24 protein-coding genes and 1 tRNA gene are annotated in these 25,099 nt (G+C 66.3%); 7 read left to right on the forward strand and 18 right to left on the reverse strand.

Features of this window, described 5'->3' with window-relative positions; translation table 11 throughout:
* Positions 1-110: 110 nt before the first annotated feature.
* The 3 genes from M2319_RS19450 to M2319_RS19460 form a co-directional block, all read right to left on the reverse strand.
* A complete protein-coding gene (locus tag M2319_RS19450) occupies positions 111-2,456 on the reverse strand; it encodes a xanthine dehydrogenase family protein molybdopterin-binding subunit (protein ID WP_264603131.1) in 2,346 nt (781 codons plus the stop codon).
* 30 nt (positions 2,457-2,486) lie between these two features.
* The gene (locus M2319_RS19455) at positions 2,487-2,975 is read right to left on the reverse strand and encodes a (2Fe-2S)-binding protein (RefSeq protein WP_264603132.1); all 489 of its coding nucleotides are present in this window, start codon (positions 2,973-2,975) and stop codon (positions 2,487-2,489) included.
* 88 nt (positions 2,976-3,063) lie between these two features.
* Complete coding sequence (locus M2319_RS19460) at positions 3,064-3,684, reverse strand: SRPBCC family protein (protein WP_264603133.1); 621 nt, start codon at positions 3,682-3,684, stop codon at positions 3,064-3,066.
* 349 nt (positions 3,685-4,033) lie between these two features.
* Between M2319_RS19460 and M2319_RS19465 the strand changes: the two genes are divergently transcribed.
* Together M2319_RS19465 and M2319_RS19470 are read left to right on the forward strand one after the other, a co-directional pair.
* Positions 4,034-5,014, forward strand: a complete 981-nt coding sequence (locus M2319_RS19465; protein WP_264603248.1) for a class I SAM-dependent methyltransferase — start codon at positions 4,034-4,036, stop codon at positions 5,012-5,014.
* Complete coding sequence (locus tag M2319_RS19470) at positions 5,011-5,847, forward strand: TrmH family RNA methyltransferase (RefSeq protein ID WP_264603134.1); 837 nt, start codon at positions 5,011-5,013, stop codon at positions 5,845-5,847. The genes M2319_RS19465 and M2319_RS19470 overlap by 4 nt, the downstream gene beginning before the upstream one ends.
* 434 nt (positions 5,848-6,281) lie before the next feature.
* On the opposite strand, the gene M2319_RS19475 is transcribed toward M2319_RS19470, so the two are convergent.
* The gene (locus tag M2319_RS19475; protein WP_264603135.1) at positions 6,282-7,595 is read right to left on the reverse strand and encodes an aspartate aminotransferase family protein; all 1,314 of its coding nucleotides are present in this window, start codon (positions 7,593-7,595) and stop codon (positions 6,282-6,284) included.
* Between the two features lie 146 nt (positions 7,596-7,741).
* Between M2319_RS19475 and M2319_RS19480 the strand changes: the two genes are divergently transcribed.
* Entirely contained in the window at positions 7,742-8,224 is a 483-nt protein-coding gene (locus tag M2319_RS19480; RefSeq protein ID WP_264603136.1) for an Lrp/AsnC family transcriptional regulator, read from the forward strand.
* A gap of 9 nt (positions 8,225-8,233) precedes the next feature.
* On the opposite strand, the gene M2319_RS19485 is transcribed toward M2319_RS19480, so the two are convergent.
* From M2319_RS19485 to M2319_RS19525, 9 genes are all read right to left on the reverse strand, one after another.
* Complete coding sequence (locus tag M2319_RS19485; protein ID WP_264603137.1) at positions 8,234-8,797, reverse strand: hypothetical protein; 564 nt, start codon at positions 8,795-8,797, stop codon at positions 8,234-8,236.
* A gap of 89 nt (positions 8,798-8,886) precedes the next feature.
* Complete coding sequence (locus tag M2319_RS19490) at positions 8,887-9,348, reverse strand: GNAT family N-acetyltransferase (protein WP_264603138.1); 462 nt, start codon at positions 9,346-9,348, stop codon at positions 8,887-8,889.
* A 533-nt stretch (positions 9,349-9,881) separates the two neighbouring features.
* Positions 9,882-11,087: an acyl-CoA dehydrogenase family protein gene (locus tag M2319_RS19495; RefSeq protein WP_264603139.1), complete on the reverse strand. Its 1,206-nt coding sequence runs from the start codon at positions 11,085-11,087 to the stop codon at positions 9,882-9,884.
* A 46-nt stretch (positions 11,088-11,133) separates the two neighbouring features.
* A complete protein-coding gene (locus M2319_RS19500; protein WP_319801806.1) occupies positions 11,134-11,325 on the reverse strand; it encodes an SDR family oxidoreductase in 192 nt (63 codons plus the stop codon).
* A gap of 85 nt (positions 11,326-11,410) precedes the next feature.
* Positions 11,411-11,938, reverse strand: a complete 528-nt coding sequence (locus M2319_RS19505; protein WP_264603140.1) for a hypothetical protein — start codon at positions 11,936-11,938, stop codon at positions 11,411-11,413.
* A gap of 89 nt (positions 11,939-12,027) precedes the next feature.
* Positions 12,028-13,701, reverse strand: a complete 1,674-nt coding sequence (locus M2319_RS19510; RefSeq protein ID WP_264603141.1) for a molybdopterin-binding/glycosyltransferase family 2 protein — start codon at positions 13,699-13,701, stop codon at positions 12,028-12,030.
* The gene (locus M2319_RS19515; RefSeq protein WP_264603142.1) at positions 13,698-14,396 is read right to left on the reverse strand and encodes an XdhC family protein; all 699 of its coding nucleotides are present in this window, start codon (positions 14,394-14,396) and stop codon (positions 13,698-13,700) included. Before M2319_RS19515 ends, M2319_RS19510 begins: the two co-directional genes overlap by 4 nt.
* A gap of 1 nt (position 14,397) precedes the next feature.
* Positions 14,398-15,036, reverse strand: coding sequence for a LysE family translocator (locus M2319_RS19520; RefSeq protein WP_264603143.1), 639 nt, complete (start codon positions 15,034-15,036; stop codon positions 14,398-14,400).
* A complete protein-coding gene (locus tag M2319_RS19525) occupies positions 15,036-15,416 on the reverse strand; it encodes an XdhC family protein (protein ID WP_264603144.1) in 381 nt (126 codons plus the stop codon). Before M2319_RS19525 ends, M2319_RS19520 begins: the two co-directional genes overlap by 1 nt.
* Positions 15,417-15,575: 159 nt before the next feature.
* On the opposite strand from M2319_RS19525, the gene M2319_RS19530 reads away from it, so the two are divergent.
* Positions 15,576-17,213 carry a pentapeptide repeat-containing protein gene (locus M2319_RS19530; RefSeq protein WP_264603145.1) on the forward strand — a complete coding sequence of 546 codons (1,638 nt, stop codon included), beginning with the start codon at positions 15,576-15,578 and terminating at the stop codon, positions 17,211-17,213.
* Here the strand turns inward: M2319_RS19530 and M2319_RS19535 are convergent.
* Positions 17,210-17,713, reverse strand: coding sequence for a MarR family winged helix-turn-helix transcriptional regulator (locus tag M2319_RS19535; protein ID WP_264603146.1), 504 nt, complete (start codon positions 17,711-17,713; stop codon positions 17,210-17,212). The two genes, M2319_RS19530 and M2319_RS19535, sit on opposite strands and share 4 nt — an antisense overlap.
* Positions 17,714-17,887: 174 nt before the next feature.
* On the opposite strand from M2319_RS19535, the gene lepA reads away from it, so the two are divergent.
* Positions 17,888-19,693: a translation elongation factor 4 gene (gene lepA, locus M2319_RS19540; RefSeq protein WP_264603147.1), complete on the forward strand. Its 1,806-nt coding sequence runs from the start codon at positions 17,888-17,890 to the stop codon at positions 19,691-19,693.
* Between the two features lie 108 nt (positions 19,694-19,801).
* On the opposite strand, the gene M2319_RS19545 is transcribed toward lepA, so the two are convergent.
* Complete coding sequence (locus M2319_RS19545) at positions 19,802-20,206, reverse strand: rhodanese-like domain-containing protein (RefSeq protein ID WP_264603148.1); 405 nt, start codon at positions 20,204-20,206, stop codon at positions 19,802-19,804.
* Between the two features lie 391 nt (positions 20,207-20,597).
* Here M2319_RS19545 and mepA point away from each other — a divergent pair, with 391 nt between their 5' ends.
* Positions 20,598-21,674: a penicillin-insensitive murein endopeptidase gene (mepA, locus tag M2319_RS19550; RefSeq protein WP_264603149.1), complete on the forward strand. Its 1,077-nt coding sequence runs from the start codon at positions 20,598-20,600 to the stop codon at positions 21,672-21,674.
* Between the two features lie 12 nt (positions 21,675-21,686).
* Here mepA and msrA read toward each other — a convergent pair whose 3' ends face one another.
* Positions 21,687-22,352, reverse strand: a complete 666-nt coding sequence (gene msrA / locus M2319_RS19555; protein ID WP_264603150.1) for a peptide-methionine (S)-S-oxide reductase MsrA — start codon at positions 22,350-22,352, stop codon at positions 21,687-21,689.
* Positions 22,353-22,393: 41 nt separating this feature from the next.
* The gene (locus tag M2319_RS19560; RefSeq protein ID WP_406682226.1) at positions 22,394-22,714 is read right to left on the reverse strand and encodes a hypothetical protein; all 321 of its coding nucleotides are present in this window, start codon (positions 22,712-22,714) and stop codon (positions 22,394-22,396) included.
* A 249-nt stretch (positions 22,715-22,963) separates the two neighbouring features.
* Here M2319_RS19560 and M2319_RS19565 point away from each other — a divergent pair.
* Positions 22,964-23,053 (forward strand) — tRNA-Ser (locus M2319_RS19565).
* Between the two features lie 314 nt (positions 23,054-23,367).
* On the opposite strand, the gene M2319_RS19570 is transcribed toward M2319_RS19565, so the two are convergent.
* Positions 23,368-24,687 carry an MFS transporter gene (locus M2319_RS19570; protein ID WP_264603151.1) on the reverse strand — a complete coding sequence of 440 codons (1,320 nt, stop codon included), beginning with the start codon at positions 24,685-24,687 and terminating at the stop codon, positions 23,368-23,370.
* Between the last annotated feature and the right edge of the window lie 412 nt (positions 24,688-25,099).

A 25,099-nucleotide genomic window follows, 5' to 3' on the forward strand; every position in this document is an offset into this window, starting at 1 on the left:
CGCGGCCTGACCGGCCGGGGCCCATTCGGGCTTGCGAACCCGTGACCGGGTTCGGACGTTTCGCACGCACGGGCCGCACCCATCAGGGAGCGGCCCGGCAAGTCTCCCAACTAGGCCGTGTGGATGGCGCGCCAGACCTTTTCCGGCGTTGCCGGCATCGTCAGGTCGTTGGTGCCGATGGCGTCGGTGATGGCGTTGATCACCGCCGGCGGCGAGCCGATGGCGCCGGCCTCGCCGCAGCCCTTCATGCCGAGCGGATTGCCCGGGCAGATCGTCTCCGTCGTCGAGACGTTGAAGGACGGCATGTCGTCGGCGCGCGGCATGGTGTAGTCCATGTAGGACGCCGTCATGAGCTGGCCGGACTCCCTATCGTAGGAGCAGCCTTCCAGCATCGCCTGGCCGATGCCCTGGGCCAGCCCGCCATGGACCTGGCCTTCGACGATCATCGGGTTGATGATCTTGCCGAAGTCGTCGGCGGCGACGAACTGGATGATCTGGGTCTTGCCGGTGTCCGGATCGACCTCGACCTCGCAGATGTAGCAGCCGGCCGGGAAGGTGAAGTTGGTCGGGTCGTAGAACGCCCCCTCCTTCAGGCCCGGCTCCATGCCGTCGGGCAGATTGTGCGCCGTGTAGGCGGCGAGGCAGACCTCGTGCCAGCCGAGCTTCCTGTCGGTACCGGCAACCTTCACCTCGCCATTCTCGATGACGATGTCGCCTTCCGACGCCTCCAGCAGGTGCGCAGCGATCTTCTTGGCCTTGCTCTCAACCTTGTCGAGGGCCTTGACGATCGCCGACATGCCGACGGCGCCGGAGCGCGAGCCGTAGGTGCCCATGCCGAACTGCACCTTGTCGGTGTCGCCATGGACGATCTGGACGTTGTCGACCGGCAGGCCGAAGCGCTCGTTGACGAGCTGGGCGAAGGTCGTCTCGTGGCCCTGGCCGTGGCTGTGCGAGCCGGTCAGGATCTCCACCGTGCCGACCGGATTGACCCGGACCTCGGCGGATTCCCAGAGGCCGACGCCGGCGCCGAGGGAGCCGACAGCCTGGCTCGGCGCAATGCCGCAGGCCTCGATGTAGCAGCTCATGCCGATGCCGCGCTTCTTGCCGCGGCTGGCGGCCTCGTCGCGGCGGGCGGCAAACCCGTTCCAGTCGGCGGCCTGCATCGCCGCTTCCAGCGAGGCCTCGTAGTTGCCGGCGTCATAGGCCATGATCACCGGCGTCTGGTAGGGGAACTCGCGGATGAAGTTCTTGCGCCGGAGTTCCGCCGGCGAGACGCCGAGCTCACGGGCCGCCGTCTCCACGATCCGCTCCAGCACATAGGTCGCTTCCGGCCGGCCGGCGCCGCGATAGGCATCGACCGGGGTGGTCGTGGTGTAGACCGCCTTGACGTTGCAGTGGATCGCCGGGATCACATACTGGCCGGAGAGCAGCGTCGCGTAGAGGTAGGTCGGCACCGAGGAGGAAAACAGCGACATGTAGGCGCCGAAATTGGCCACCGTGTCGACCTTCAGCGCGGTCATTTTGTTGTCGGCGTCGAAGGCCATTTCCACATGGCTGACATGGTCGCGGCCATGGGCATCGGTGAGGAACGCCTCGGTGCGATCCGCCACCCACTTGACCGGCACGCCGGTGCGCTTCGACGCCCACAGGCAGACGATCTCTTCCGGGTAGATGTAGATCTTGGAGCCGAAGCCGCCGCCGACATCGGGCGCGATGACGCGAAGCTTGTGCTCCGGCGCGACGTTGTAGAACGCGCTCATGACGAGGCGGGCGACATGCGGGTTCTGGCTCGTCGTCCAGACCGTGTAGTGCTCGTCGGCCGGGTCGTAGACGCCGAGCGCCGCGCGCGGCTCCATGGCGTTCGGCACCAGCCGGTTGTTGACGATCTCCATCTTCGTGACGTGGGCGGCGCTCGATATCGCCGCATCGACGGCAGCAGAATCGCCGATCTCCCAGTCATAGATGAGGTTGCCGGGGGCTTCCGGGTGAAGCTGCGGCGCGCCGTCCTTCAGCGCCGAGACGGCGTCGGCGACCGCTTCCAGCTCCTCGAATTCCACGACGATGGCGTCGGCCGCATCGCGCGCCTGGGCCCGCGTTTCCGCCACGACCACGGCGATCGCCTGGCCCACATAGCGCACGGTCTCCGAGGCGAGCGCCGGCCAGGCGCCCATATTCATCGGCGAGCCGTCCTTGGAATGGATCATCCAGCCGCAGATCAGATTGCCGATGCCGTCGCCCTGGAGCTGCTGGCCGTTGAGGACGCCGATGACGCCGGGCATTCCTTCCGCGACCGAGGCATCGATCGAGGTGATCTTGGCGTGCGCATGCGGGCTGCGCACGAAGGCGGCATGGCACATGCCGGGGACGGTCATGTCGTCGGTGTAACGCCCGCGACCGGTGATGAAGCGCTTGTCCTCCTTACGGAGCACGCGTGCGCCGATTCCTTCCACGCCCATGGTGGTTCCTCCCTTGGGTTTTTGTCTTTTTTATTCAGCGGCCGCGGCGGTGCCGGACATCTCGTCGGCCGCCGCTTTGATGGCCTTGACGATGTTGTGGTAGCCGGTGCAGCGGCAGATATTACCGTCGAGCTCGTGGCGGATCGTCGCCTCGTCGAGGTTCGGACCGCAGCGGTTGATCATGTCGACCGCGGAAATGATCATGCCCGGCGTGCAGAAGCCGCATTGCAGGCCGTGATTGTCCTTGAACGCGGCCTGGACCGGATGCAACTGGTCGCCGCTGGCGACGCCCTCAATGGTGACGACCTCGGCGCCGTCGGCCTGGGCCGCCAGCATGGTGCAGGACTTCACCGCCCGGCCGTCCATTAGCACGAGGCAGGCGCCGCACTGGGACGTGTCGCAGCCGACATGGGTGCCGGTGAGGCCGGCATTGCCGCGAATGAAGTCGACCAGCAGCGTGCGGTCCTCGACATCGGCCGAAACGGACTTGCCGTTCACGGTCATGGTCACTGATGACATCGATATTCCTCCCTTTGGATTGCTTTTGATTGGGATGCGGCGCCGGCTCGAAATGCGCGGTCCGGCGCCGCAAAATCCGTCTTTTCGGTCAGCTCAAAATGAGGATGACCAGGATCAGCACGCCAACGGCGGCAAAGCCCCAGGCGATCGGGCCGCCGAGATAGCCGCGGCCGGCGGCGACCTCCAGCTTCTCCTCGGCGTCGCGCGCCACGTCTTCCATCTCATGGACGGCATGCTCCAGCGCGCCCTCTCCTTCTTCCGCCTCTTGGCCGCCGGTGAAATGGGCGGAGATGTTGGCGAAGAACTCGTCGGCCGTCTTCTTGGCCGTGGAATCGATCATGCGCGAGCCAAGCTGGGCGAGCTTGCCGCCGACCTGGGCCTTGGCCTCATAGGTCAGCACCGTCTCCTCGCCGTCCTCGGCAAGGTGGACGTCGGCGCCGCCCTTGGCAAAGCCGGCAACGCCGCCCTTGCCCTCGCCGGAGATGTGGTAGCCCTTCGGCGGGTCGATGTCGGAAAGCGTCACATGGCCGTTGAAGGTCGCCTTCACCGGGCCGATCTTGGAGACCACCTTGGCGGTCATTTCGGTGTCGGAGATCTTTTCCAGGGACTGGCAGCCCGGGATCGCCTTCTTGAGAACCTCCGGATCGTTCATCGCCTGCCAGACGTCCTCGCGCCTGGCCGGTATCCGGTACTCCCCCGTCATATCCATGACAGATGCTCCCATCTTATTCACAGCGGCGTCTGCGACCGGCAGCGCCGATTTTCGTTCTTTGCGCGGCGCGGCCGGTTCGCGTCATGCGCGCATCCCGGCGTTTGAGGCTGGGGCCGGCCCACCGTCATCCGATGCGCAGCTTGCCCGTTCGGGGACGCTGCGGCAACCGGATTGTTACGGGAAAGTGCATATAATTTCACGGCATTTTTATGAACGCCGGCGCCGTCAAGGGGACGGGAGGACGCATGGGGCAGCCGATCGTGGCGCCCGCCGATTGACGCTTGCCGCCTTCGACGCGTAACAGTCTTGGCGCCGTCGCTTTCAAAACGAAACCCGGAGATTTGCGCTGACCGCCCCCTCCCCGAAATCCGACCGGTCCGCCCGACCGAACGCGCCGACGTCACCGGCCGCCGGCGCCGCGCCGAAAGGCGTCTGGCCGGTCATGCTGACGAGCGACGGCTGGTCCGACTATGCGCTTCTCGACATGGGGGCCGGCGAAAAGCTGGAGCGCTACGGCAGGCTCACGATCGTCCGCCCGGAGCCCCAGGCGATGGGCTCGCGAAAGCTCGACGACGCGGTCTGGGAGGCGGCGGATGCGGTCTTTACCGGCGACACGGACGAGGAAGGCCCGGGGCGCTGGAAGTTCGCACGAAAGCTGCCGGAGACCTGGCCGATGCGCTATGGCGATGTCGGCTTTCTCGGCCGCTTCACCTCGTTCCGCCATGTGGGCCTCTTTCCCGAGCAGGACGCCCACTGGCGCTGGATGGCGGAGAAGATCCGCGGGGCCCGGCGGCCGGTGAAGGTGCTCAACCTCTTCGGCTATACCGGCCTTGCCTCGCTGGTCGCCGCCGAGGCGGGCGCACAGGTCACCCATGTGGACGCCTCGAAAAAAGCGATTGGCTGGGCGCGGGAGAACCAGGCGCTCTCCAAGCTCGACGACAAGCCGATCCGCTGGATCTGCGACGACGCCACGAAATTCGTCGCCCGCGAGGGACGGCGCGGCAACACTTATGACGGCATCCTGCTCGATCCGCCGAAATACGGCCGGGGGCCGAAGGGCGAGGTCTGGCAGCTCTTTGAAAACCTGCCGGAAATGGTGCGGCTCTGCCGGGAGATCCTGGCGCCGGACGCCCTCTTCCTGGTGCTGACGGCCTATTCGATCCGCGCCTCGTTTCTTGCCAGCCACGAGCTTCTCGCCGAGACCCTGTCCCACCGCGGCGGCACCATCGAGTCGGGCGAGCTGGCGCTCATCGAGCAGGGGCTGGACGGTGCCGGCGGAGGCCGGGCGCTCTCAACCTCCATGTTCTCGCGCTGGAGCGGACAATGAGCGCGCAAAGCGGGCCGGGACGGCCGGGTCTCGTCAAGACCGTCACCAGCCTTGCCAATCCGCTGGTCAAGGACATCCGCGCCCTCTCCCAGCGCAAGCACCGGCAGGCGACCGGGCTCTTCGTCGCCGAAGGCTTGAAACTTGTCGCCGATGCCATCGAAGCCGGCTGGCCGATCAAGACCTTCGTCCATGCGGAGAAGGTCTCTCACCACGAGCTGGTGTCGCGGACCGCCGCCCGCGTGGTCGCCCATGGCGGGCTCGTCCTCAAGGTCTCCGAGGCCGTGCTGGAAAAGATGACGCGGCGGGACAATCCGCAGATGGTCATCGGCGTCTTCGAACAGAAGACGGTGCCGCTCGACGCCATCGACCCGGCCGGCGCAACGGTCTGGATCGCGCTGGAAGGCATCAAGGACCCGGGCAATCTCGGCACGATCCTTCGCACGGCAGACGCCGTCGGCGCCTCCGGCGTCCTCCTCGTCGGCGACACGGTCGATCCGTTCGGCACGGAAGCCGTCCGCGCGACCATGGGCTCGATCTTCCACGTGCCGCTCGCCCGCGCCAGCATCGAGGCCTTCAAGGCCTGGCGGCCAAGTTGGCCGGGCACGGTCGTCGGCACGCACCTGTCCGCCACCGAGGACTACCGCGCCGTTCCCTATGAGGAGCCGGTGCTCCTCTTCATGGGCAACGAGCAGTCGGGCCTGCCGGAGGATCTCGCCGGCCTCTGCGACCGGCTGGTCAAGATCCCGATGGCCGGCAAGGCCGATTCCCTCAACCTCGCCGTCTCGACCGCGGTGATGCTTTACGAAGTGCGGCGGGGGAAGCTTACGGTGTGAGGCGCTGACGCCTTCAATGGCGCTTGCGACCGGGTCACCCCGGCCCGCCAAACCCTCCACCGTCACCCCGGGCGGAGCGAAGCGGAGACCCGGGGCCTATTGCCCCTCTCCATACGGTATGTCGTTGCCGAGCGGAAAGGCCGTTGTCTGGATTGCTTCGCTGCGCTCGCAATGACGAAGAATCTGTCGACGTCATCGCGAGGAGGCCCGCAGGGCCGACGCGGCGATCCAGCCGAGGCGGGCTACCGCGTTGAGGCGGGCAATGGGTCCCGGGTCTCCGCTTCGCTCCGCCCGGGATGACGACAGAGAGTGACGGCACCAATCGAAGCCGTCAGGCTTCGCAAGGCCGAACGGCCGCCGGCGCCGTTGCGCCGCCCCCGCGGAGGCCAGGGAGCGCAGCGACCGCTCGGCCGTGAGCGACAAAAAAGCGCCGCCTAGCGCATCTCCGTCATCGCCCGATCCAGAATTTCCAGCCCCCGGTCGATCTCGGCCGCCGACACCGTCAGCGGCGGGGCGACGCGCCAGACGGCGGCGAGGCCGCCGACCGAGACGATGTTCATGTTGAGGCCGAGTTCCATGCAGCGGCGGGTGACCGCAGCGCCGTAGTCCGGGTCCGGCTCGCGGGTCTCGCGGTCCTTGACCAGTTCGACGCCCCACAAGAGCCCCATGCCGCGCACGTCACCAATCGCCTCGTGGCGCGATTGCATTTCCTTGAGGCCCTTTTCCAGATAGGCGCCCATCTCCTTGACGCGGTCGTTGATGTTGTCGCGCTTCAAGACGTTGAGAATGGCGCGTCCGACCTCGGCCGGCAACGGGTCGGAGACGTGGGAGGTGACGTGGAGAAAGCCCTTCGACGCGCAGTCGTCGGCGATCTCGTCGCTGGTGATGGTCGCGGCCATGGGGACGCCGCCGCCCAGCGTCTTCGACAGGGTGACGAAGTCCGGTTCGGCGCCGAAATGGGCGAATGCGAAGTCGGTGCCGAGGCGGCCGAGCGAGGTCTGGGCCTCGTCGAGGATCAGCACCATGCCGCGCTTGTCGCATTCCTCGCGCAGGCGCTTGAAATAGCCCTCCGGCGGGATGATGACGCCGGCGGACGACAGCACCGGCTCGGCGATGACGGCGGCCTGGGAGCCGACCGACTGGGCGTCGGCCATGGCGAAGCCGACGTCGAGGCAGGTGGTATCGCACTTGCCGCAGCAGTGCTTCACCGGGCAGCGATAGCTGTTGGGCGTCGGCAGCGCCATGGTTCCAGGCATGGCCGGGCCGTAGCCGCGGTGGCCGGCGGAATAGGTGAGCGAGGCGGCAGCCGCCGTCATGCCGTGCCAGGAGCCGGAGAGCGCCAGCACCTCGTAGCGGCCGGTGTGGAGCTTGGCCATGCGGATCGCGGCCTCGTTGGATTCCGCGCCGGTGTTGAGGAACATCATGCGCTGCAGGCTCGGCGGCAGCATCGCCGCCAGGTCCTCGGCGAGCTTCATGACCGGCACGCTGACCATGCCGCTATAGAGGTGCAGCACCTCGCGGCAGGCCTTTTCGATGGCCTCGACAATGTCCGGGTGATTGTGACCGAGGATGGCGCACATCTGGCCGGAGGTGAAATCGAGGATCTCGTTGCCGTCGACATCCGTCAGCACCGAGCCGCGGGCGGATTCGATGAGGTTGGGGACGAAGTTGAAGCCGTAATTGATGAGGTGGCGGCTGAAATCGTTGCTTTGCTTGGTGTCGATGGTGGTCTCAAGGCTGGCGGACATGGCGGCCTCCGGAGGGATGGGACCCGCCCATGGTAGCGCAAAGCCCGTCGGCGCGGGTTGCGTTTTCATGCAGATCCTTGCACGCGAAGCACGAATTATTGTGCTAGCATGCAATAATTGTCAGCGACGCCGTCAGGGCACAGCACATGACCCCGCTCGACCGGATCGACCGCCAGATCCTCGACATCCTGCAGGACGACAACCGCATTCCGAATATCGCGCTTGCCGAGAAGGTCGGGCTGTCGCCGGCGGCCTGCTCGCGGCGGGTGGCGCGCCTGCGCGAGGACGGCATCATCATCCGCGACGTTTCCATCATCGACCCGACGCTGATCGGCCCGGCGGTCAAAGTCGTCGTCGCGGCAACGCTCGCCCAGCGCCAGGCGCGGCTGATGGAGGCCTTCAAGCAGAAGATGCTGGCGCGGCCCGAGGTGGTGCAGTGCTACCAGGTCGCCGGCCCGATCGACTTCTATGTCGTCGCCGTGCTCGCCGACGTCGCCGCCTATTCCGACTTCGCGGTCGAGGTCTTTGCCAGCGACGACAACATCGGCTCCTATGAGAGCTGGTTCGTGCTGGAGCACGTCAAGAATGAAACCCGGTGTCCGTTCCTGTGCGACGGGCGGGAACGGTGAGACCGCCGATTATTCGTTGACGGGCTTCAGCGCCGTGATTTCGTCGACGGTCTGGGTCTCGAAATAGGCCGTCACCTCGCGGCCGTTGACGGCCACCATTTCCGGCAGGATGAAATAGTCGAAGGTCTCGCTATTACCGTTGGCATCGGTCACCGTGATTTCGTCGGGCAGGTCACCCTCCGTCGGCGCGTCGGCGCCTTTGAGCGTGCCGGTGATGCTCTGCCATTCCGGCCCGGGGGCGTCGGCTTCCGGGTCGAACACAGATTTCCCCTGGTAGTGCAGGTCGTAGAGGCTGTTGCGTTCCTCGCTGAGGAAGGTGATGTCCGCCGTCCGGCCCTCAAGGCCGTCGAGCACGACGGGATCAATGGCCGCTTCCTCGGCGTTGAGGAGCAGCACCTCCTCTTCCTCCTTGCCCGCAAAAGCGACCGTCAGGGCGAACATCGGATAGCCGGCATCCTCCACGGCGACGACACGGCCCCGCGCCGTCATCTCGCCGGCAGCGGCGGGACCGGGCGCAAGAAGGGCGACACCGAGGAAAACAACAAGAGCAGCAAGGGCCGAACGAATGACCATGGTCGTTTCTCCGGGGACCGGCGCGATTGCGGGCGATCTGTTGCGGACCGGTCGGTTGTATCGTCACCGAAATCCGGGCCTTGCACCAGTCATTTCAAGCGCTTTTCCAGATAGACGCGCTCAAACCCCTTTTCGGTCACCCGGTGGGTCTCGGCATAGCCGAGACGCAGATACATGGCGATGTTCTCCGTCATGGTCTCGTGGGTGTAGAGGCGGAGCGTTTTGTGGCCACGCCCGGCCGCGGCCTTCTCGGCAGCCGCGATCAGAAAGCGCCCGAGGCCGGACCCTTGCGCGGATGGGGCGACGGCGACGTTGTCGAGGAGCAGGTGGTCGTCTCCCGGCAGCAGCACGAGGATGCCCTCGACAGCGCCGTCCCGCGTCGCGACCTGCACGACGCCCTCGGCAATCCGTTTGGCGTAGTCGTCGAGCATCGGGCCGGGCTTCTTGCGCATGCGGGGAACGTACGGCGCATAGGCGGCCTCGATGATGGCCTCGATGGCCGGGACGTCTTCGGGCGTCGCGAGGCGGAGGTGGACAGCAGCGGAGGGCATGGGCCGTTTCTTCTGCTCGTGGCCTTCGGCGTTGGAGAGCACCGATAGAATAGCCGAAACGACTTCGACGCCAAGACACGTCACAAGCGTGGTTTCTGGATTGCTTCGCTCCGCTCGCAATGACGGTAACTATATGATTTTTATAAAAAACTCAGAGTCATTGCGAGGAGGCCGACAGGCCGACGCGGCAATCCAGCGGGCGTTGGCGGGAGGCAGGGCATTCCGCGAAAGACGCTCCCGCCCGCCACACCCTCGGTCGTCACCCCGGCCTCCGAGCCGGGGCCTAATGCCCTTATCAACCCGGTATGCCGGATGTTGGAGGAACGAGGCCGTGGCGCGGATGTCGCCGCGACAGGGGTCTCCACGGGCTACCGTGCCGCGATGGGCAATGGGTCCCGGGTCTCCGCTTCGCTCCGCCCGGGATGACGGGGAGCGTAGGGCGCGTCGGCAGCCAGGCGGACGGAGATGACGAAGAAAAGCAAAAGCGCTCCGCATCCCGTCGCAGACGAGGGCGCGAGGCACACCGCACATCCTCACCCCCACGCCCAGAAATCATCGCCTTCCGCCGCATAGGCCCTTGCCAGCACCATGCGGTGGACCTCCGAGGCGCCGTCGACGAGGCGGGCGCAGCGGGCGTAGCGGTAGATCCACTCCAGCGGCGTGTCCGTCGAATAGCCGCGCCCGCCATTGATCTGGATGGCGACGTCCGCGGCCTTGTGCAGCGTGTCGGCAACGGAAATCTTGGCCATGGAGATCTCTTTTCGCGCGCGGTCGCCCTGGTCAAGCTTCCAGGCCGCGTGCATGACGAGGAGCCGGCCGATGGCGATGTCGTGGGCGACCTCGCCGAGCTTCAACTGCACAGATTCCCGGTCGGCGAGGCGGATGCCGAAGCTCTCCCGGTAGCCGGCATAATCCTGGGCGATCGCCATGCACCTCTTGGCGAGGCCGAGCCAGCGCATGCAGTGGGTGAGCCGCGCCGGGCCGAGGCGGATCTGGGTCACCTTGAGGCCGTCGCCGATCTCCATCAGCCGGTTCTCGTCGGGGATTTCGAGGCCGTCGAATTCCAGCTCGCAGACGCCGCCATGCTCGTCCGGGCCCATGTTCTCGATGCGCCGGATGACGCGCCAGCCGGGCTGGTCGCGGTGGTAGAGGAAGGCGGTCAGGTGCTTGCGGGTGTTTGTCTCGTCCGGGTCGGTGCGGGCGATGAGGATGAAATGGTCGGCAATGTCGGCGCCGGAGATGAACCATTTGCGCCCGAACACCTTCCAGGTGTCGCCGTGGCACTCGGCGCGGGTCAGCATCATGCCGGGGTCGGAGCCGCCGCCCGGATGGGGCTCGGTCATGACAAAGGAGGAGCTGACCTCGCCGGCAACGATCGGCTTCAGCCATTTCTCCTTCTGGTCCGGGCGCGCGACGGTATCGAGGAGGCGCAGATTGCCGTCGTCGGGGGCGGCGGCGTTGATCATCACCGGGCCGAAAAGCGAGCGGTTGGCCTCCTCGTAAAGCGCGGCCTGGGCGACCATGGGAAGGCCCATGCCGCCCCACTCCTTGGAGACCTGCGGCGTCCAGATGCCCATCGCGCGCGCGTCCTTGCGGATGCGGTCGCGGACGGCGAGCTTGACGTGCTCATATTCGTTGTAGTTCTCCGGGTCGGCCTCAAGCGGCAGAACCGTGTCGGTGATGAAGGCGTTGAGGCGCCGGCGCAGCGCTTCGGTCCCGGCGTCGAGCGAAAAGTCCATTTCGGGCGTCCTCCCGGACAGGCGTTCTTATCGGTTTTTGGCGCGCTCAGAGCCCGGTGACGAGGTGACCGCCGTCGACGGGAATGACCGCTCCGGTCATGAAGCTCGATTGGTCGCCGGCAAGCAAGAGGAACGGGCCGTCAAGCTCGGCAAGCGCGCCGATGCGACGCATGGGAACGCGCTCCAGCGCCTTGTCCCCCGCCGGCGAAATATCGTCGGAGGAGAGCTTCGCCGACAGAGATTAAAACCAGACGGCAATTCAACCATAGAAACCCCCTTTGACAGATGGACATACAGAATTCTAGCGACCGAAAAACCGCTGTTTAATCTTCATTCGAGAAGATTAATTGCGGAGCATCCCAACTTCGAGGCTTATCTTTCTTTCTTCGTATTAGCCGTACGTTTGAAGTTCTTTTCGAAAGGCAATCCGGTCCCGAAATGCTGGAAATTTCTACGCTATTAATTTTGTACGTATAAATGGCTTCACGGCCATGATTTATTAACGCGATACCAATCTCCCCTTCTTCAATATCGAAGTCTCTTGGTTTCATTGTATAATTATCTATATCGATACCATATTGTGCCTTTATTGTTATTGAAATAACACTATATCCTCCAATTCTGCAAAATTCGTCCCACTCAATATCGGGGAACAAACTCTGCAAGGGTGTTGGCTTGGGTCCGAGGTTCAGTATTTTTCTTGTTAACGCCTCATTGTTTCTTTTGATTATTATTTCTTTGGTCAGAAAATAGGAGAGCACAGCTATGGTTAGTGATATCAAAATAAAGAAAATTATGTATGAAAACTTTTTAGTATTTTTCACAAAATCATCTCCGAAATCATTTCTCAATATTGATTTCGGTAGCTAATTTTCTCATTTCATGAAGAAAAAACTGCCAAGATCTGGCGCTCGCGATGATCGCTACAGCCAATGGGCAGTCAATCTCCCTTCCCCGTTCTCTGTTTATCGTTGTCGTTGACCGGTGCGTCCTCCTCCGGCAGCCGGCCGCCGATGGCGGCGAGCGCCTCGGGCGTGTCGAGGTCCAGCGCCACCTCCGCGCCGATCTCCACTTCGACGACCGCGTCCGGGTTCTCGCCGATGAGATGTCGCGCGCCGACGTCGCCGCTGATCGACGACAGCGCCTCGAAATAGCGGCGCGACCACAGCACCGGGTTGCCGCGCTTGCCGCCGGAGGTCGGAACGACGATGTGGGCGCCCGCCTCCGGGTCGAATGCGGCGATCAGCCGGTCGAGGGTTTCGGCCGTCACGCGCGGCATGTCGGCCAGGAGCACGAGGACGGCGTCGGCCGTCTCCGGCAGGGCTTTGATGCCTGCGGCGAGGGAGGATGACAGGCCTTTCGCATAGTCGGGATTGTGGATGATTCGTATATCGCTCTCTTTGAGGATCGCATCGATCTCGTCGGCGCGGTGGCCGGTGACGGCGATGACGGACGCGGCCCGGCTGTCGCTCGCCGCCTTGGCCGCATGGGCGACGAGCGGCGTGCCGTCGACGGTGGCGAGCAGCTTGTTCGGGCCGCCCATGCGCGAGGCGCGGCCGGCGGCAAGGATGAGGGCGACGACTTCCGGCGCCTTGTCGCCGGGCCCGGCGATCGGCCCCTCGCGCGGCTGCGGCCTTGAGACAATCTCCATCAGCAGCCCGCCGACGCCCATGCCGGTGATGTCGTCGGGCGTCACCTCGAGGCCAGCGAGGAGCCGCGCGAGCACCCAGTCGAAGCCGTTTTCCCGCGGGCTGCGGGCGCAGCCGGGGGCGCCGAGGACGGGCACGGCGCCGAGGCGGCCGACGAGGAGCAGATTGCCAGGGTCAACCGGCATGCCGAAATGGTCGATGGAGCCTCCCGCCTGCTCGATAGCGGCCGGCAGCACGTCGTGCCGGTCGGCGACGGCCGAGGCCCCGAAGAGGACCAAGAGTTCGGCCTCGGGCGCCAACCGGGCAATGGCAGCAGCGACGGCACCCGCGTCATGGGCGACCCTCTCCTCCGCGACGATCTCCGCGCCGGCGGGCGCCAGCCGGTCGGTCAAAACGCGCAGCGTCTTGTCGACGACCTTTTCCTTCAGCCCCGGCAGGAGGGTGGAGACGACCGCGACTTTCCTCACCCGGTAGGGATGGAGGCTGAGGACCGGGCCGCGGGCCGCCACGAGGGCGAGGGCCGCATCGAGCGCGGCCTTCGGCACGGCGTAAGGAATGATCTTCACCGTCGCGACCATGCGGCGGGCCTCGACCGGCGAAAAGGCATCGAGCGTCGCAAGGGTGAGACCCGGATCGAGCCGGTTGAGGTCGTCGATCGTCGCCCGGTCGACGGCAAAGACGCCAGCGGCCTCCGCAAAGAGGTTGGCGCGGCCGGTGAAGGCGGGCTCGGCCGTCACACCATGGCCCGTCAGCGCCCGGCCCAGTGCCTCGGCCGCATCGTCCTCGCCGATGTCGCCGTCTTCCAGGCGGGCGACGATGACGGTGTCGTGGCCTGCGGCGCCGAGGCGGGCGATTTCGGCCACACCGAGGACCGTGCCCTTGGCGATCTTGCCGCCCTCAAGGGTCACGCTGTGGGCGAGGATCGCGCCCGCGGCCTCGCCGAGCGGGACCGGACCGAACTTCACGCCGGTGCCTCGGGCTTGCGGCGTAAGGACTCGATGATCTGGGCGAGGATCGAAACCGCGATCTCCGCCGGGCTCGCCGCGCCGATATCGAGCCCGATCGGGGCCCTGATGCGGGCGATCATCTCCGCGTCGAGCCCGGCCTCGGTCAGGCGCTCCACCCGTTTCGCATGCGTCTTGCGGCTGCCGAGGGCGCCGACATAGAAGCAGCCGGTCCTCAGCGCTGCGATCAGCGGGGTGTCGTCGATCTTCGGGTCGTGGGTGACGGCGACGAGCGCGGTGTAGGCGTCGAAGGCAAGCTCCTCCATGACCGTGTCCGGCCATTCGGCGAGGAGCCGCGCGTCGGGGAAGCGCTCTGGGGTCGCGAAGGCCGTGCGCGGGTCGACGACGATGAGGTCGAAGCCGGCGATGGCGGCCATCGGCGCGAGCGCCTGGGTGATGTGGACGGCGCCGATGCAGACGATGCGCGGCGGCGGGAGATGGACGTTGAGGAAGAGGCGCTGCCCGTCCTCCGTCTCCACCGTGCCGGATTTTCCCGACCGGAAGCGGGCGGCGAGATCGACTTCCAGCGGATCGTGGCCGAGGTCGTCGGCCTCGCGTACCAGGCGATCGGCGCCGGTGTCGAGATCGACGATGCGGATGACGGCGCGGCGGGCGCGGCGTTCCTCGTTGAGGGCGGCAAGGAGATCGGCCTGCATCTCAGTTCCTTTCCAGGGCGAGGCGGAAGCCGAGGCCGACGAGGACGGCGCCGCCGAATTTCTTCATCAGGCCGGTCCAGCGCGGCGAGCGCTGCAGCCGCGCCTTCAGGCTGGAGGCAAAGACCACGGCGACGAGGTCGGCGGAGCTGAAGGTCAGGTTCACGAGCATGCCGAGGATGAGAAACTGGGACCAGACGGGCAGGCTTGCGGCCGGATCGACGAATTGCGGCAGGAAGGCGATGAAGAAGATCGCCACCTTGGGGTTCAGGATCTCGACCAGGACGCTGTCGACAAAGGCCCGGCGGCCATGGCGCGGCGGCGGCATCGGCAGGTCACTCATGGCCGCATCGGGCGCGCGCTCGCGGATGAGCCTCACCCCGAGCCAGACGAGATAGGCGGCGCCGGCAAGCTTCAGCACCAGATAGAGCGTCGGTACGACGAGGAAGACGGCGGAGAGCCCGAAGGTCGCGGCAAGGACATGGACATAGCAGCCGATATGAATGCCGAAGGCGGCGGCAAGGCCCGCGCGGCGGCCATGGGCGAGGGTCCGGGCCGTCGTATAGAGCAGCGCCGGGCCCGGCATATAGGCGAACAGAAGCGTTGCCAAGGCGAAGGCGGCAAGGGTTTCCAGGCCGGCCATCAGGAGGGCGCCCCGTCACCGGCGCCCGTATCGATGCGCTCCACATAGACGGAGATGCGTCCGCCGCAGGACAGCCCCACGCGCCAGGCGGTCTCGTCGGCAACGCCGAAGTCCAGCATGCGCGGCTTTCCTTCCGCGATGACGTCGACGGCCTCGGCAACGACGGCGCCTTCGACGCAGCCGCCGGAAACGGAGCCCTCGAAATTGCCGTCGGCATCGATGACGAGATGGCTGCCGACCGGGCGCGGCGCCGAGCCCCAGGTCTGGACGACGGTGGCGAGCGCCATCTCCCGTCCCTCCGCGCGCCAGCTCTCGGCGATCGCCAGCACGTCGCGGCTTGCCGCTTCGGTTGCGGTTTCCGGCGCGGTTTCCTCGGTCATCGGCTCCTCCCTCGTTCTTGCTTATCCCTATAACGCCGGAAATTGCGCCCGGCGGCAAGGCGTCACCCGCGGGCTTTCGTTTCCGCCAGCCGGCGCGCTTCCGCCTTCGCCCTGCATATGGTTATCATTGGCAGTATTGCGGGACGGGAGGGCATTGCGATGAGCGATCCGGAAACCGAGATCCCCGGCGAGACGCCGGGGGCGGCGCGCACGCGCACCATGCTGGAGGGGCTCGGCCCGATCGGCCTCGGCCTCTTCCTCTTTGCCCTCGGCATCGGCGTCGGCTTTCCGCTCACCATCATCGGCAACGTCTTTCTGACCCAGCATGTGGGCGTCATCGTCGCCGTCCTTCTGGCGCTGCTCTTTGCGGTCTGCCTTATTGGTGTGCTGTTGCTGCTGTTCCGCCGGTCGATCCTCGGCGCGGTCTTCCGCATCACATCGTCGACGCTGGAGCAGTTCGCCGAACCGCTCGGTGCCGCCGCCAAGCACATCGCCGCACGGCGGGCCGACGACGCCATTTCCTCGGCGGAGGAACTGACCCGGCTCGCCTTTGCCCGCTGGGCCTGGGTCTCCACCCGTCGCTGGCTGATCGCCTCGCTGACCGGGCTGCTTGCTGCCATGGCGGCGCTTGCCGGCACGGCCCTCCTCTTCCAGCAGAACGAACTCCTCGCCATCCAGACGACCCGGCTGGAACAGCAGAACGACCTTTTGACCACCCAGATCGGCCTCAGCGAGGCGCAGCGCAGCGCAGAGATCCTGCCGAGCCTTGTCGAAATCGGCGTCGCGCTGGCGGAGGAAACGGAGACGCTGGCGGCGAACGGGCGGGAAGTCCGCGCGTTCACCCTCGACGAGATCTCCGTCGGCCTGCGCGGCCGGATGGTTGCGGCTTCTCTCGCGGTGCGGCCCTATCGTTATTTGCAGGGCAGCCGGTTCGACGTGCGGGATTCGGAGGCCCTCAACAAGCTGGCGCTCGCCCGCCGGCCGGAGATCCTCGGCGACCCCTCCGTCCTCGCCCTCGACGGGCCGGACAATGCGGAAAGCATCCTGATCGACCGGGAAGTCAGCCCGGAGCGCGGCATGCTGATCTCCATGCTGTTCAATTCCGGCATCTACGACACGGAGCGGCTGAGCTATGTCGGCGCCGACTTTTCCTACGCCGAGGTGCGGCTGCCGGTGCTCAATCTGATGTCGTTCTCCTTCGCGCGGCTGCGCTATGCGAGCTTCCGCTTCCTCGCCCTCAACGAGGCCAAGTTCGGCGCCGCGGAGTTGGAGCATGCCCGCTTCACCAATTCGGTGCTGATGCGCTGCGACTTTTCCGGCCTCAGATACGACGCGCTGCCGGCGCCCTATGAGGGCGATCCGTCGATGGAGATCATGCCGACGAGTCTCACCGGCACCGACTTTTCCGACAGCCTCGTCATCGACAGCACATTCGACAATGTCGAGGGTCTGGCCATGATGTTCGAGGGCGCCGTCGTCGCCGGCGGGACGTTCCGGAACGCGTCCATTTCCGGCACCTCGTTCCGCAACGCCATCATCGCGGAGACCGATTTTTCCGGCGCCAGCCTGAAGGCGATCGAGCTCGACGGCGCGCTGGTGACGCGGGAGGATTTTCTCCAGCACCTGGCGGAGACGGCGCAGCCGGAGACGTTCAAGGCGGATCGGTTCGTCATCGAAAAGGTCGACGAGGCGGCGCTGGCGCAGCATCCGCAGGCGACGCGGATCGTCGGGCGGGCGGCGGAACTGGTGCTCGGCAAGCCGCTCTTCCGGATCAAGCGGGTCGGGGCGTTCCGCTAGCCCTCATCCGCCTCCTCCGGCGCAAGGGCGGCGACGATCGTCGCGCCCTCCTCCGTTTCGCAGAAGCGGCAGAGGCGGTGCGGGTTGGCGCCGGCGTCGACGGCGGCAGCGAGCAGGCGGTCGATGAGGGCGGCAAGCGTCTTCGCCTCGTCGGGCGAAAGGTCGGCGGCAAGGCCGGCGATGATTTCGCCGCGACGGACCTGCAGGTCGCGGACCCGGCGCTTGCCGCGGGCGGTGGTCTCAACCATCACCTCGCGGCCCTTGCGGCGCAGGCGCCGGACCAGCCAGTCCTTCTCCAGCCGGTCGACAAGGCGCACCGTTGCCGAATGGGTCAGGCCGACCACGGCGGCGATGTGCTGGATGGAAATCGGTTCGCGGGCGCGGATCGCGATCATCGCCGCGATCGCGCTCTCCGACAGATCGCCGGTTTCGGCCAATGTGGCGTCGCCGATCGCGGTGGCGAGGGCGGACAGCCGGTTCGCAAGCGCATCATTTTGCATGACTAATGCATATCATGGATTCAGCATCCGGACAACGGGTATGCACGGCCCCGAACTACAACCTTTGGCGTATGGCTTTTCCCGCCCCTGCCCCCGGACCTGCGCGCCGAAACATGGGGCACGACAGGCTTTTATCCGCTTGGCGATGCCCGAAAGCGGTGCTATTTCGGCGCCATGAGCGAACAGACATTCGATACGATCCGCAATTTCTCGATCGTTGCCCATATCGACCACGGAAAATCGACCCTTGCCGACCGGCTGATCCAGGTCACCGGCGGGCTCACCGAGCGCGAGATGAAGGCGCAGGTGCTCGATTCCATGGACATCGAGCGCGAGCGCGGCATCACCATCAAGGCGCAGACGGTGCGGCTGCGCTACGACCACAGCGACGGCAAGACCTATACGCTGAACCTGATCGACACGCCCGGCCATGTGGACTTCGCCTATGAGGTGAACCGGTCGCTGGCGGCCTGCGAGGGCTCGCTGCTCGTCGTCGATGCCAGCCAGGGCGTGGAGGCGCAGACGCTCGCCAACGTCTACCAGGCGATCGACAACGACCACGAGATCGTGCCCGTCCTCAACAAGATCGACCTGCCGGCGGCCGAGCCCGCCCGGGTCCGCGAGCAGATCGAGGACGTGATCGGGCTCGACGCCTCGGACGCCATCGAGATTTCGGCCAAGACCGGGCTCGGCATCGACGCCGTCCTGAAGGCGATCGTGGAGCGGCTGCCGGCGCCGAAGGGCGACCTTGTCGCCCCGCTGAAGGCGCTGCTGGTCGATTCCTGGTACGATTCCTATCTCGGCGTCGTCGTGCTGGTCAGGATCATCGACGGCACGATGAAGAAGGACCAGCGCATCAAGATGCTCGGCACCGGCGCCGTCTACGACATCGACAAGGTCGGCATCTTCTCGCCGAAGATGGTGGCCGTCGACAGCCTCGGGCCCGGCGAGATCGGCTTTCTCATCGCCTCGATCAAGGAGGTGGCCGACACCCGCGTCGGCGACACCATCACCGAGGACAAGCGCCAATGCGCCGAGCCGCTGGAGGGCTTCAAGCCCGCCCAGCCGGTGGTGTTCTGCGGCCTGTTTCCGGTCGATGCGGCCGATTTCGAGGATTTGCGCGACGCCCTCGGCCGGCTGCGGCTCAACGATGCCAGTTTTTCTTATGAGATGGAGACCTCGGCGGCTCTGGGCTTCGGGTTCCGCTGCGGCTTCCTCGGCCTCCTGCACCTTGAGATCATCCAGGAGCGGCTGTCGCGGGAGTTCGACCTCGACCTCATCGCCACCGCTCCCTCGGTCGTCTACAAGATCAAGCTCACCGACGGCAGCGAAATCGAACTGCACAACCCGGCCGACATGCCGGACACGGTCAAGGTCGACGAGATCGCCGAGCCGTGGCTGAGGGCGACCATCCTGACGCCGGACGACTATCTCGGTCCGATCCTGCAGCTCTGCCAGGAGCGGCGCGGCATCCAGGTGGAACTTTCCTATGTGGGCTCGCGGGCGATGGCGACCTACGACCTGCCGCTCAACGAGGTGGTGTTCGACTTCTACGACCGGCTGAAGTCCATCTCGAAGGGCTACGCCTCCTTCGACTATCACCTGACCGACTACCAGGTCGGCGACCTCGTCAAGATGTCGATCCTCGTCAATGGCGAACCGGTCGACGCGCTCTCCATGCTGGTGCATCGCAGCCAGGCCGACCGGCGCGGCCGGGCGTTGTGCGAGAAGCTGAAAGAGCTGATCCCGCGGCACCTCTTCAAGATCCCGATCCAGGCCGCCATCGGCGCCAAGGTGATCGCCCGCGAGACGATTTCCGCCATGCGCAAGGACGTCACCGCCAAGTGCTACGGGGGCGACGCCACCCGCAAGCGCAAGCTTCTGGAAAAGCAGAAGGAAGGCAAGAAGCGGATGCGCCAGTTCGGCAAGGTGGAGATCCCGCAGGAAGCCTTCATTGCCGCGCTGAAGATGGACGATTGAGGCGGGATCGCCGACTTTCGTCGCCGCTCATGGATGCGGCGACGAGCGGCTTTGGCGCCGTCGTCACCGAGGCGCCATCCGCTTTTTGGTGAATGCTCGAGAAGCCCGTTACGCCGGGCGCTCGGTGGGCAGGCCGCGGCCGAGCCAGCCGGGGCCGGAGAACGAGCCCATCATGCCCTCGTTGACGTCGTAGACATTGGTGAAACCGAGGCGGCGCATCTCGCCGGCAAGCCAGGACGAACGGTTGCCGGTGGCGCAAAGGACGGCAACCGCCTTCGACTTGTCCTCGCCGATGAGGTCTAGGACCTTCTGCAGGAAGGACGGGTCCTGGAGCGAAATCGCTTCGGCGGCGTCGCCGACGCCGGTGCGCTGCCATTCCATGGGCGTGCGGATGTCGACGAGGAGGAGCCGTCCGGCGAGCGCTTCTTCGCGCGCGGTCGGGGCGTCGACGATACCGTTCTCGCCGAGTTCGCCGGCGGTGGAGGACAGGGCTCTGGGGGTTATCTGATCCATCGGGTCGGGTCCGGTTCGCTGCGGTTTGACAAGTTGTCGCAGGGCAAAAGTTAGGGCGCATGCGGGTTTTTGACAACGCACATGTATATAAGCATTTTATAATATAATGCAACCTTTCCGAATCGCCCTGTCCCGCCATCGCGCTAAACGGTACTTCCGGTTGACATTTCGCAGTCCCTGCAAGCGTTCGGCGGGCCTTTTGCGGTGCATTCCCCGGCCGTGATGCGGTTGTGCCTTCTCCTCGCCACGCGGGATGACTAGCGTTGAGTCGGCCTTGCGCCCCCTGCCAGCCGAGCCGACCGAGGCTGCCGGCAGGGTTAACGACCGGTAAACCGGAACCGAAGAGGATGGGCGGATGACGTTTTTCCGAGGAGCCGACCGAGGAGCCGAGATGACCAGCCGGACCGTCCTGTCCTATTGCCGAGCCTTGCCGGCCCTATTGGCATTTGTCGGGCTGGGCACTGCCGCGCTTGCCGCCGGCCCCGACCGGACCCTGCCGCAGCCGAAGCCGGCGCTCGACCGCGAGGCCTTGAGCGCGACCATCGCCGATGACGATGCGCCCGTACCCCGCCCTGCGCCCGCCAACCGGCCGCAGCGCACGGCCTCGCTGGTGCCGCAGGCCGTCGATCCGAACGCACCGGCAAAGCAGGTATTCGGCCGCCAGCAGACGCCGGCGCCGCTGAAGGCGCGGGCCATCGGCTTTTATTCCAAGGGCTGCCTTGCCGGCGCCCAGCCGCTTCCCGTCACCGGCCGGACCTGGCAGGTCATGCGCCTGTCGCGCAACCGCAATTGGGGCCACCCGGAACTCATCGACTATCTGGAGGACCTGGCCGGCGATGCGCCGAAGCTCGGCTGGAACGGGCTCCTCGTCGGCGACCTCGCCCAGCCGCGCGGCGGGCCGATGCTGACCGGCCATGCCAGCCACCAGATCGGGCTCGACGCCGACATCTGGCTGACGCCGATGCCGGGCCGTACCCTGTCGCGCCAGGAGCGCGAGAAGATGGCGGCGACCTCCATGCTCGGCCCGAGGATGGCGCGCATCGAGATCCCGGAAGGCGGCCGGGTCGACCGCTCGATCTGGACGGACGCCCATGCGCGGCTCATCAAGCGCGCGGCCAGCGACCGGCGCGTGGCGCGCATCTTCGTCCATCCGGGGATCAAGAAGAAGCTCTGCGACTGGGCGACGGGAAACCGTTCCTGGCTGCGCAAGGTGCGCCCCTGGTACGGCCACCATTACCATTTCCACGTCCGGCTTTCCTGCCCGCGCGGCAGCTCCGGCTGCAAGGACCAGAGCGCACCGCCGGCCGGCGACGGCTGCGGCCAGCCCTTGAACTGGTGGCTGTCGGATGCGCCCTACGCCAAGCGGCGGGCGCGGATCGCGGCGGCCAAGAAGGGCGCCAAGACCTGGAAGCCGATGTCCGTCAACCAGCTTCCGGCCGCCTGTTCCCAGGTGCTCGTTGCGCGCTGAGGCCTATCGAGCCTATTCCGCCGGAACGCCAGCGCCGACCGGGCAGGAAACGCCCGTGCCGCCGAGGCCGCAATAGCCGCTCGGGTTCTTGGCGAGGTATTGCTGGTGGTAGTCCTCGGCGAAAAAGAAGGGCTGGGGCCCTCGGATTTCCGTCGTGATCTCGCCCTTGCCCACGGACTTCAAGGCTTCGTTATAGGCATCGCGCGAGGCCTCGGCCGCGGCCTTCTGGGCGTCGTCGCTGGCATAGATCGCCGAGCGGTACTGGGTGCCGGTGTCGTTGCCCTGGCGCATGCCCTGGGTCGGGTCGTGCCCCTCCCAGAAGGCCTTCAGCACCTGGTCGAGCGAGATCCCCTTCGGATCGAAGACGACGCGCACGACCTCGGCATGGCCGGTCATGCCGGAGCAGACCTCCTGGTAGGTCGGGTTCGGCGTGTAGCCGCCGGCATAGCCGACTGCCGTCACATAGACCCCGTCCATCTGCCAGAACAGCCGTTCCGCGCCCCAGAAGCAGCCCATGCCGACGACGATCTCGGCAAAGTCCTCCGGCACCGGCGCATCGACCGGCACGCTGTTGACCGCATGCGGGCCGGGCGTCGCGATCGGCTGGTCGCGGCCGCGCAGCGCCTCGCTCTCGGGCGGCACGCGCATCTTGTGCTTCAGGACGTCGAACAGGAACATGGCTTTTCCTTTCCGGCCGGAGCGGCCAAAGAGCTGCCGGGTCAGGCCGGCAGCTTGTCGGCGGTGCGGGTCTTTGCCGTCGTCAGCCAGACGATGAGGAAGCCGAGGCCGCCGATCACCGCCCAGTTGGGCAGCATCAGGACCCATTGCAGCACCGGGTCCCAGAGATAGGGGCTGATATGGCGCTGGATGCCGGCCTGCAGGGCGTTGAGGCTGCCCGGGCTCAGCGTGAACCAGGTCTCGCCGAGCGGCGTGATGACCAGCGCGTTGGCGGCGATCGACTTGGTGCCGTCGATGACGATGCCGACGATCGCGGCCGCGATCATCCAGTAGCCGAGCACCCTTGCCAGAAACATGAACACGGGCTTGTCCCCTCCCGGCGCATCGCGCCGACATGATTTTCGCAGCGCCATCGGTACCGCGCCGCAGAATGGTGTCTTTTGATTTAGTCCAGACATCCGACGGCCTCAATGGGCCTGCCGCAGGAAAGCGATTTGCGACGCATCAACTCATTTTCATCGGATCGTTACATTGGCTGTCGGAAGCGCTTGAAAGCGCGGCCATCATCGCTATAGTCCCGCCCTGTTCCGGCGCCCCCAGCGGCGCCGCGCGGAGGGGTGGCCGAGTGGTCGAAGGCGCACGCCTGGAACGCGTGTATACGGGTAACCGTATCGTGGGTTCGAATCCCACTCCCTCCGCCATTTTCTGACTTCGCGCTGCCGCCCTTCGGGCTTCGCTCCAGTCGGGGCCTCGCAAAGGCTCGGGCGGCTGTTCGCCTTGCGAACCCCTTGGGTTCGAACGCTCTCTCCGTTTCCCCGCCATCTTTCTCGCTCACGACGGTCTCACTGCGCTCGACGTCTCCGCGGGGGCGGCCTGACCGGCCGGCGCCCGGTCGGGCTTGCGAACCCGGTGGGTTCGGATTGGGCCCAGCGCCGCGACTATCTTACCGTCGGGTGGGTTTTTCGGGTGCCGCGTGCAGAACCATTTCGGCATTGGCTTCAGGGCCTGAAGCGGCCTAACGGCCCGTTGGCCATTCGGCGTGCAGATCGTCGATCACGACGGGGTGGCGGTGGCGGCCGGGGGCGGCGGGGTCGCCTTCCAGGAGGTGGGGGTGGTCGGGCGCAAGGTCGGAATGGCCGTGCTCCGGGGCGTCTTCGTCCGGGCCCGGCCAGACCCGGATGGCAAGGAGCCCGCCGATGGCGGCGACGGCGGCAAGGGCCCCGGCCGCGACGCTGAGGCCGGCCCCCGCCCCCAGCCAGCCGGCCAGCGGATAGGTCAGCAACCAACAGGCGTGGGAGAGCGCGAACTGGGCGGCAAAGACCGCCGGACGGTCGGCCTGGTGCGCGGAGCGGCGCAGCAGCCGCCCGGACGGCACCTGGGCGAGGGAAAAGCCGGCGCCGAAGGCGAACCACAGCACCAGCAGCATCGCGTAGCCGGTAAGGAAGACGGCAAGGGTCGCGGATAGGAACAGCAGCAGCGCGCCCGCCAGCATGACGCTGCGGTCGGACAGGCGGGCGAGCAGGCGCGGCAACAGGACCGCGACCAGCATCGACCCCGTCCCGAAGCTCGCCAGGGCGAGCGCCGTTTCCCGGTCGCCGAGCCCGAAGGCGCCCTGCACATAGACGACAGTGTTGACGATGACGATCGCGCCCGCGGCCGCGGTCGCCAGGTTGATGGCCAGGAGACCGCGCAGGCGCGGCGTCGCCAGATAGATGCGCAGGCCACGAAGCGTCCGGTCGTAGAAGCTCCGCGTCGCGGGCGCCGTTGCCGCGGGCAGGACCACGGAGACGACGAGCGCGGCCGAGGTGAGGAAGCCGATCGCAGTGCCGACGAACAGGAAGTGGAAGCCCATCACCGTCAACAGGGCCGCTGCGAGCACCGGGCTGATGAGGTTTTCCAGATCGTAGGCGAGGCGCGACAGCGACAGGGCGTTGGTGTAGCTCGCCTCGTCGTCGACGATGTCGGGAATCGTTGCCTGGAAGGCCGGGGTGAACGAAGCCGAGGCCGACTGCAGGGCAAAGATCAGGAGATAGACCTGCCAGACCTCGGTGACGAAGGGCAGGAAGGCGGCGATCGCCGCCCGCACAAGATCGAGCCCGACGAGCAGCCCCCGGCGCGGCAGGAGACCGGCCACGGCCGCGGCGACCGGGGCGATGCCCACATTGGCGAGCATCCGGATGGCGAGCGCCGTGCCGAGCACCGTGCCCGCCCTGTCGCCGGCAAGGTCATAGGCCAGCAGCGCCAGCGCCACCGTGGCAAGGCCGGTCCCGAGAAGCGCAACGATCTGGGCCAGGAACAGGTGGCGGAAAATCGGATTGGCAAGAACGGAAAACATCTGGCAGGGCCATCCGGTGGTGGTGCGGAGCGCGCTAACGCACGCCGTTGGTTTGAAATGCGCAGGCGTCCATGGCGCATTATGGAGGCCCGCGTCGCCGTTTGCGATGGCGGCCCGTGCGAAAAAGTCACAGTGCCCGGTGATTTTCCCCCGTGTCTGCGGGGTGCCGCACCCCGGGCGCGATCGCGCAGCCTCGCCCGGATCGGCGGTGGGAATGTCCCTGATCGGCAAATTTCAGCGCCTCGGGGGCGCCCGGCGACGGCGGTTTTCCCCGCCGGGCCGCTGGGGAGCGAGCGCGACGGGCGTGTCCCTCCCCCGAAAAAAAACGGTCCGTTCCCTAGTCAATTTACCGGATGCAATTGCGAACGAATTGCAAATACGCTTTATACAGATGGCGCGGCCGGATCGCCGG

This window comes from Rhodobium gokarnense (assembly GCF_025961475.1).
GTDB classification, from domain to species: domain Bacteria; phylum Pseudomonadota; class Alphaproteobacteria; order Rhizobiales; family Rhodobiaceae; genus Rhodobium; species Rhodobium gokarnense.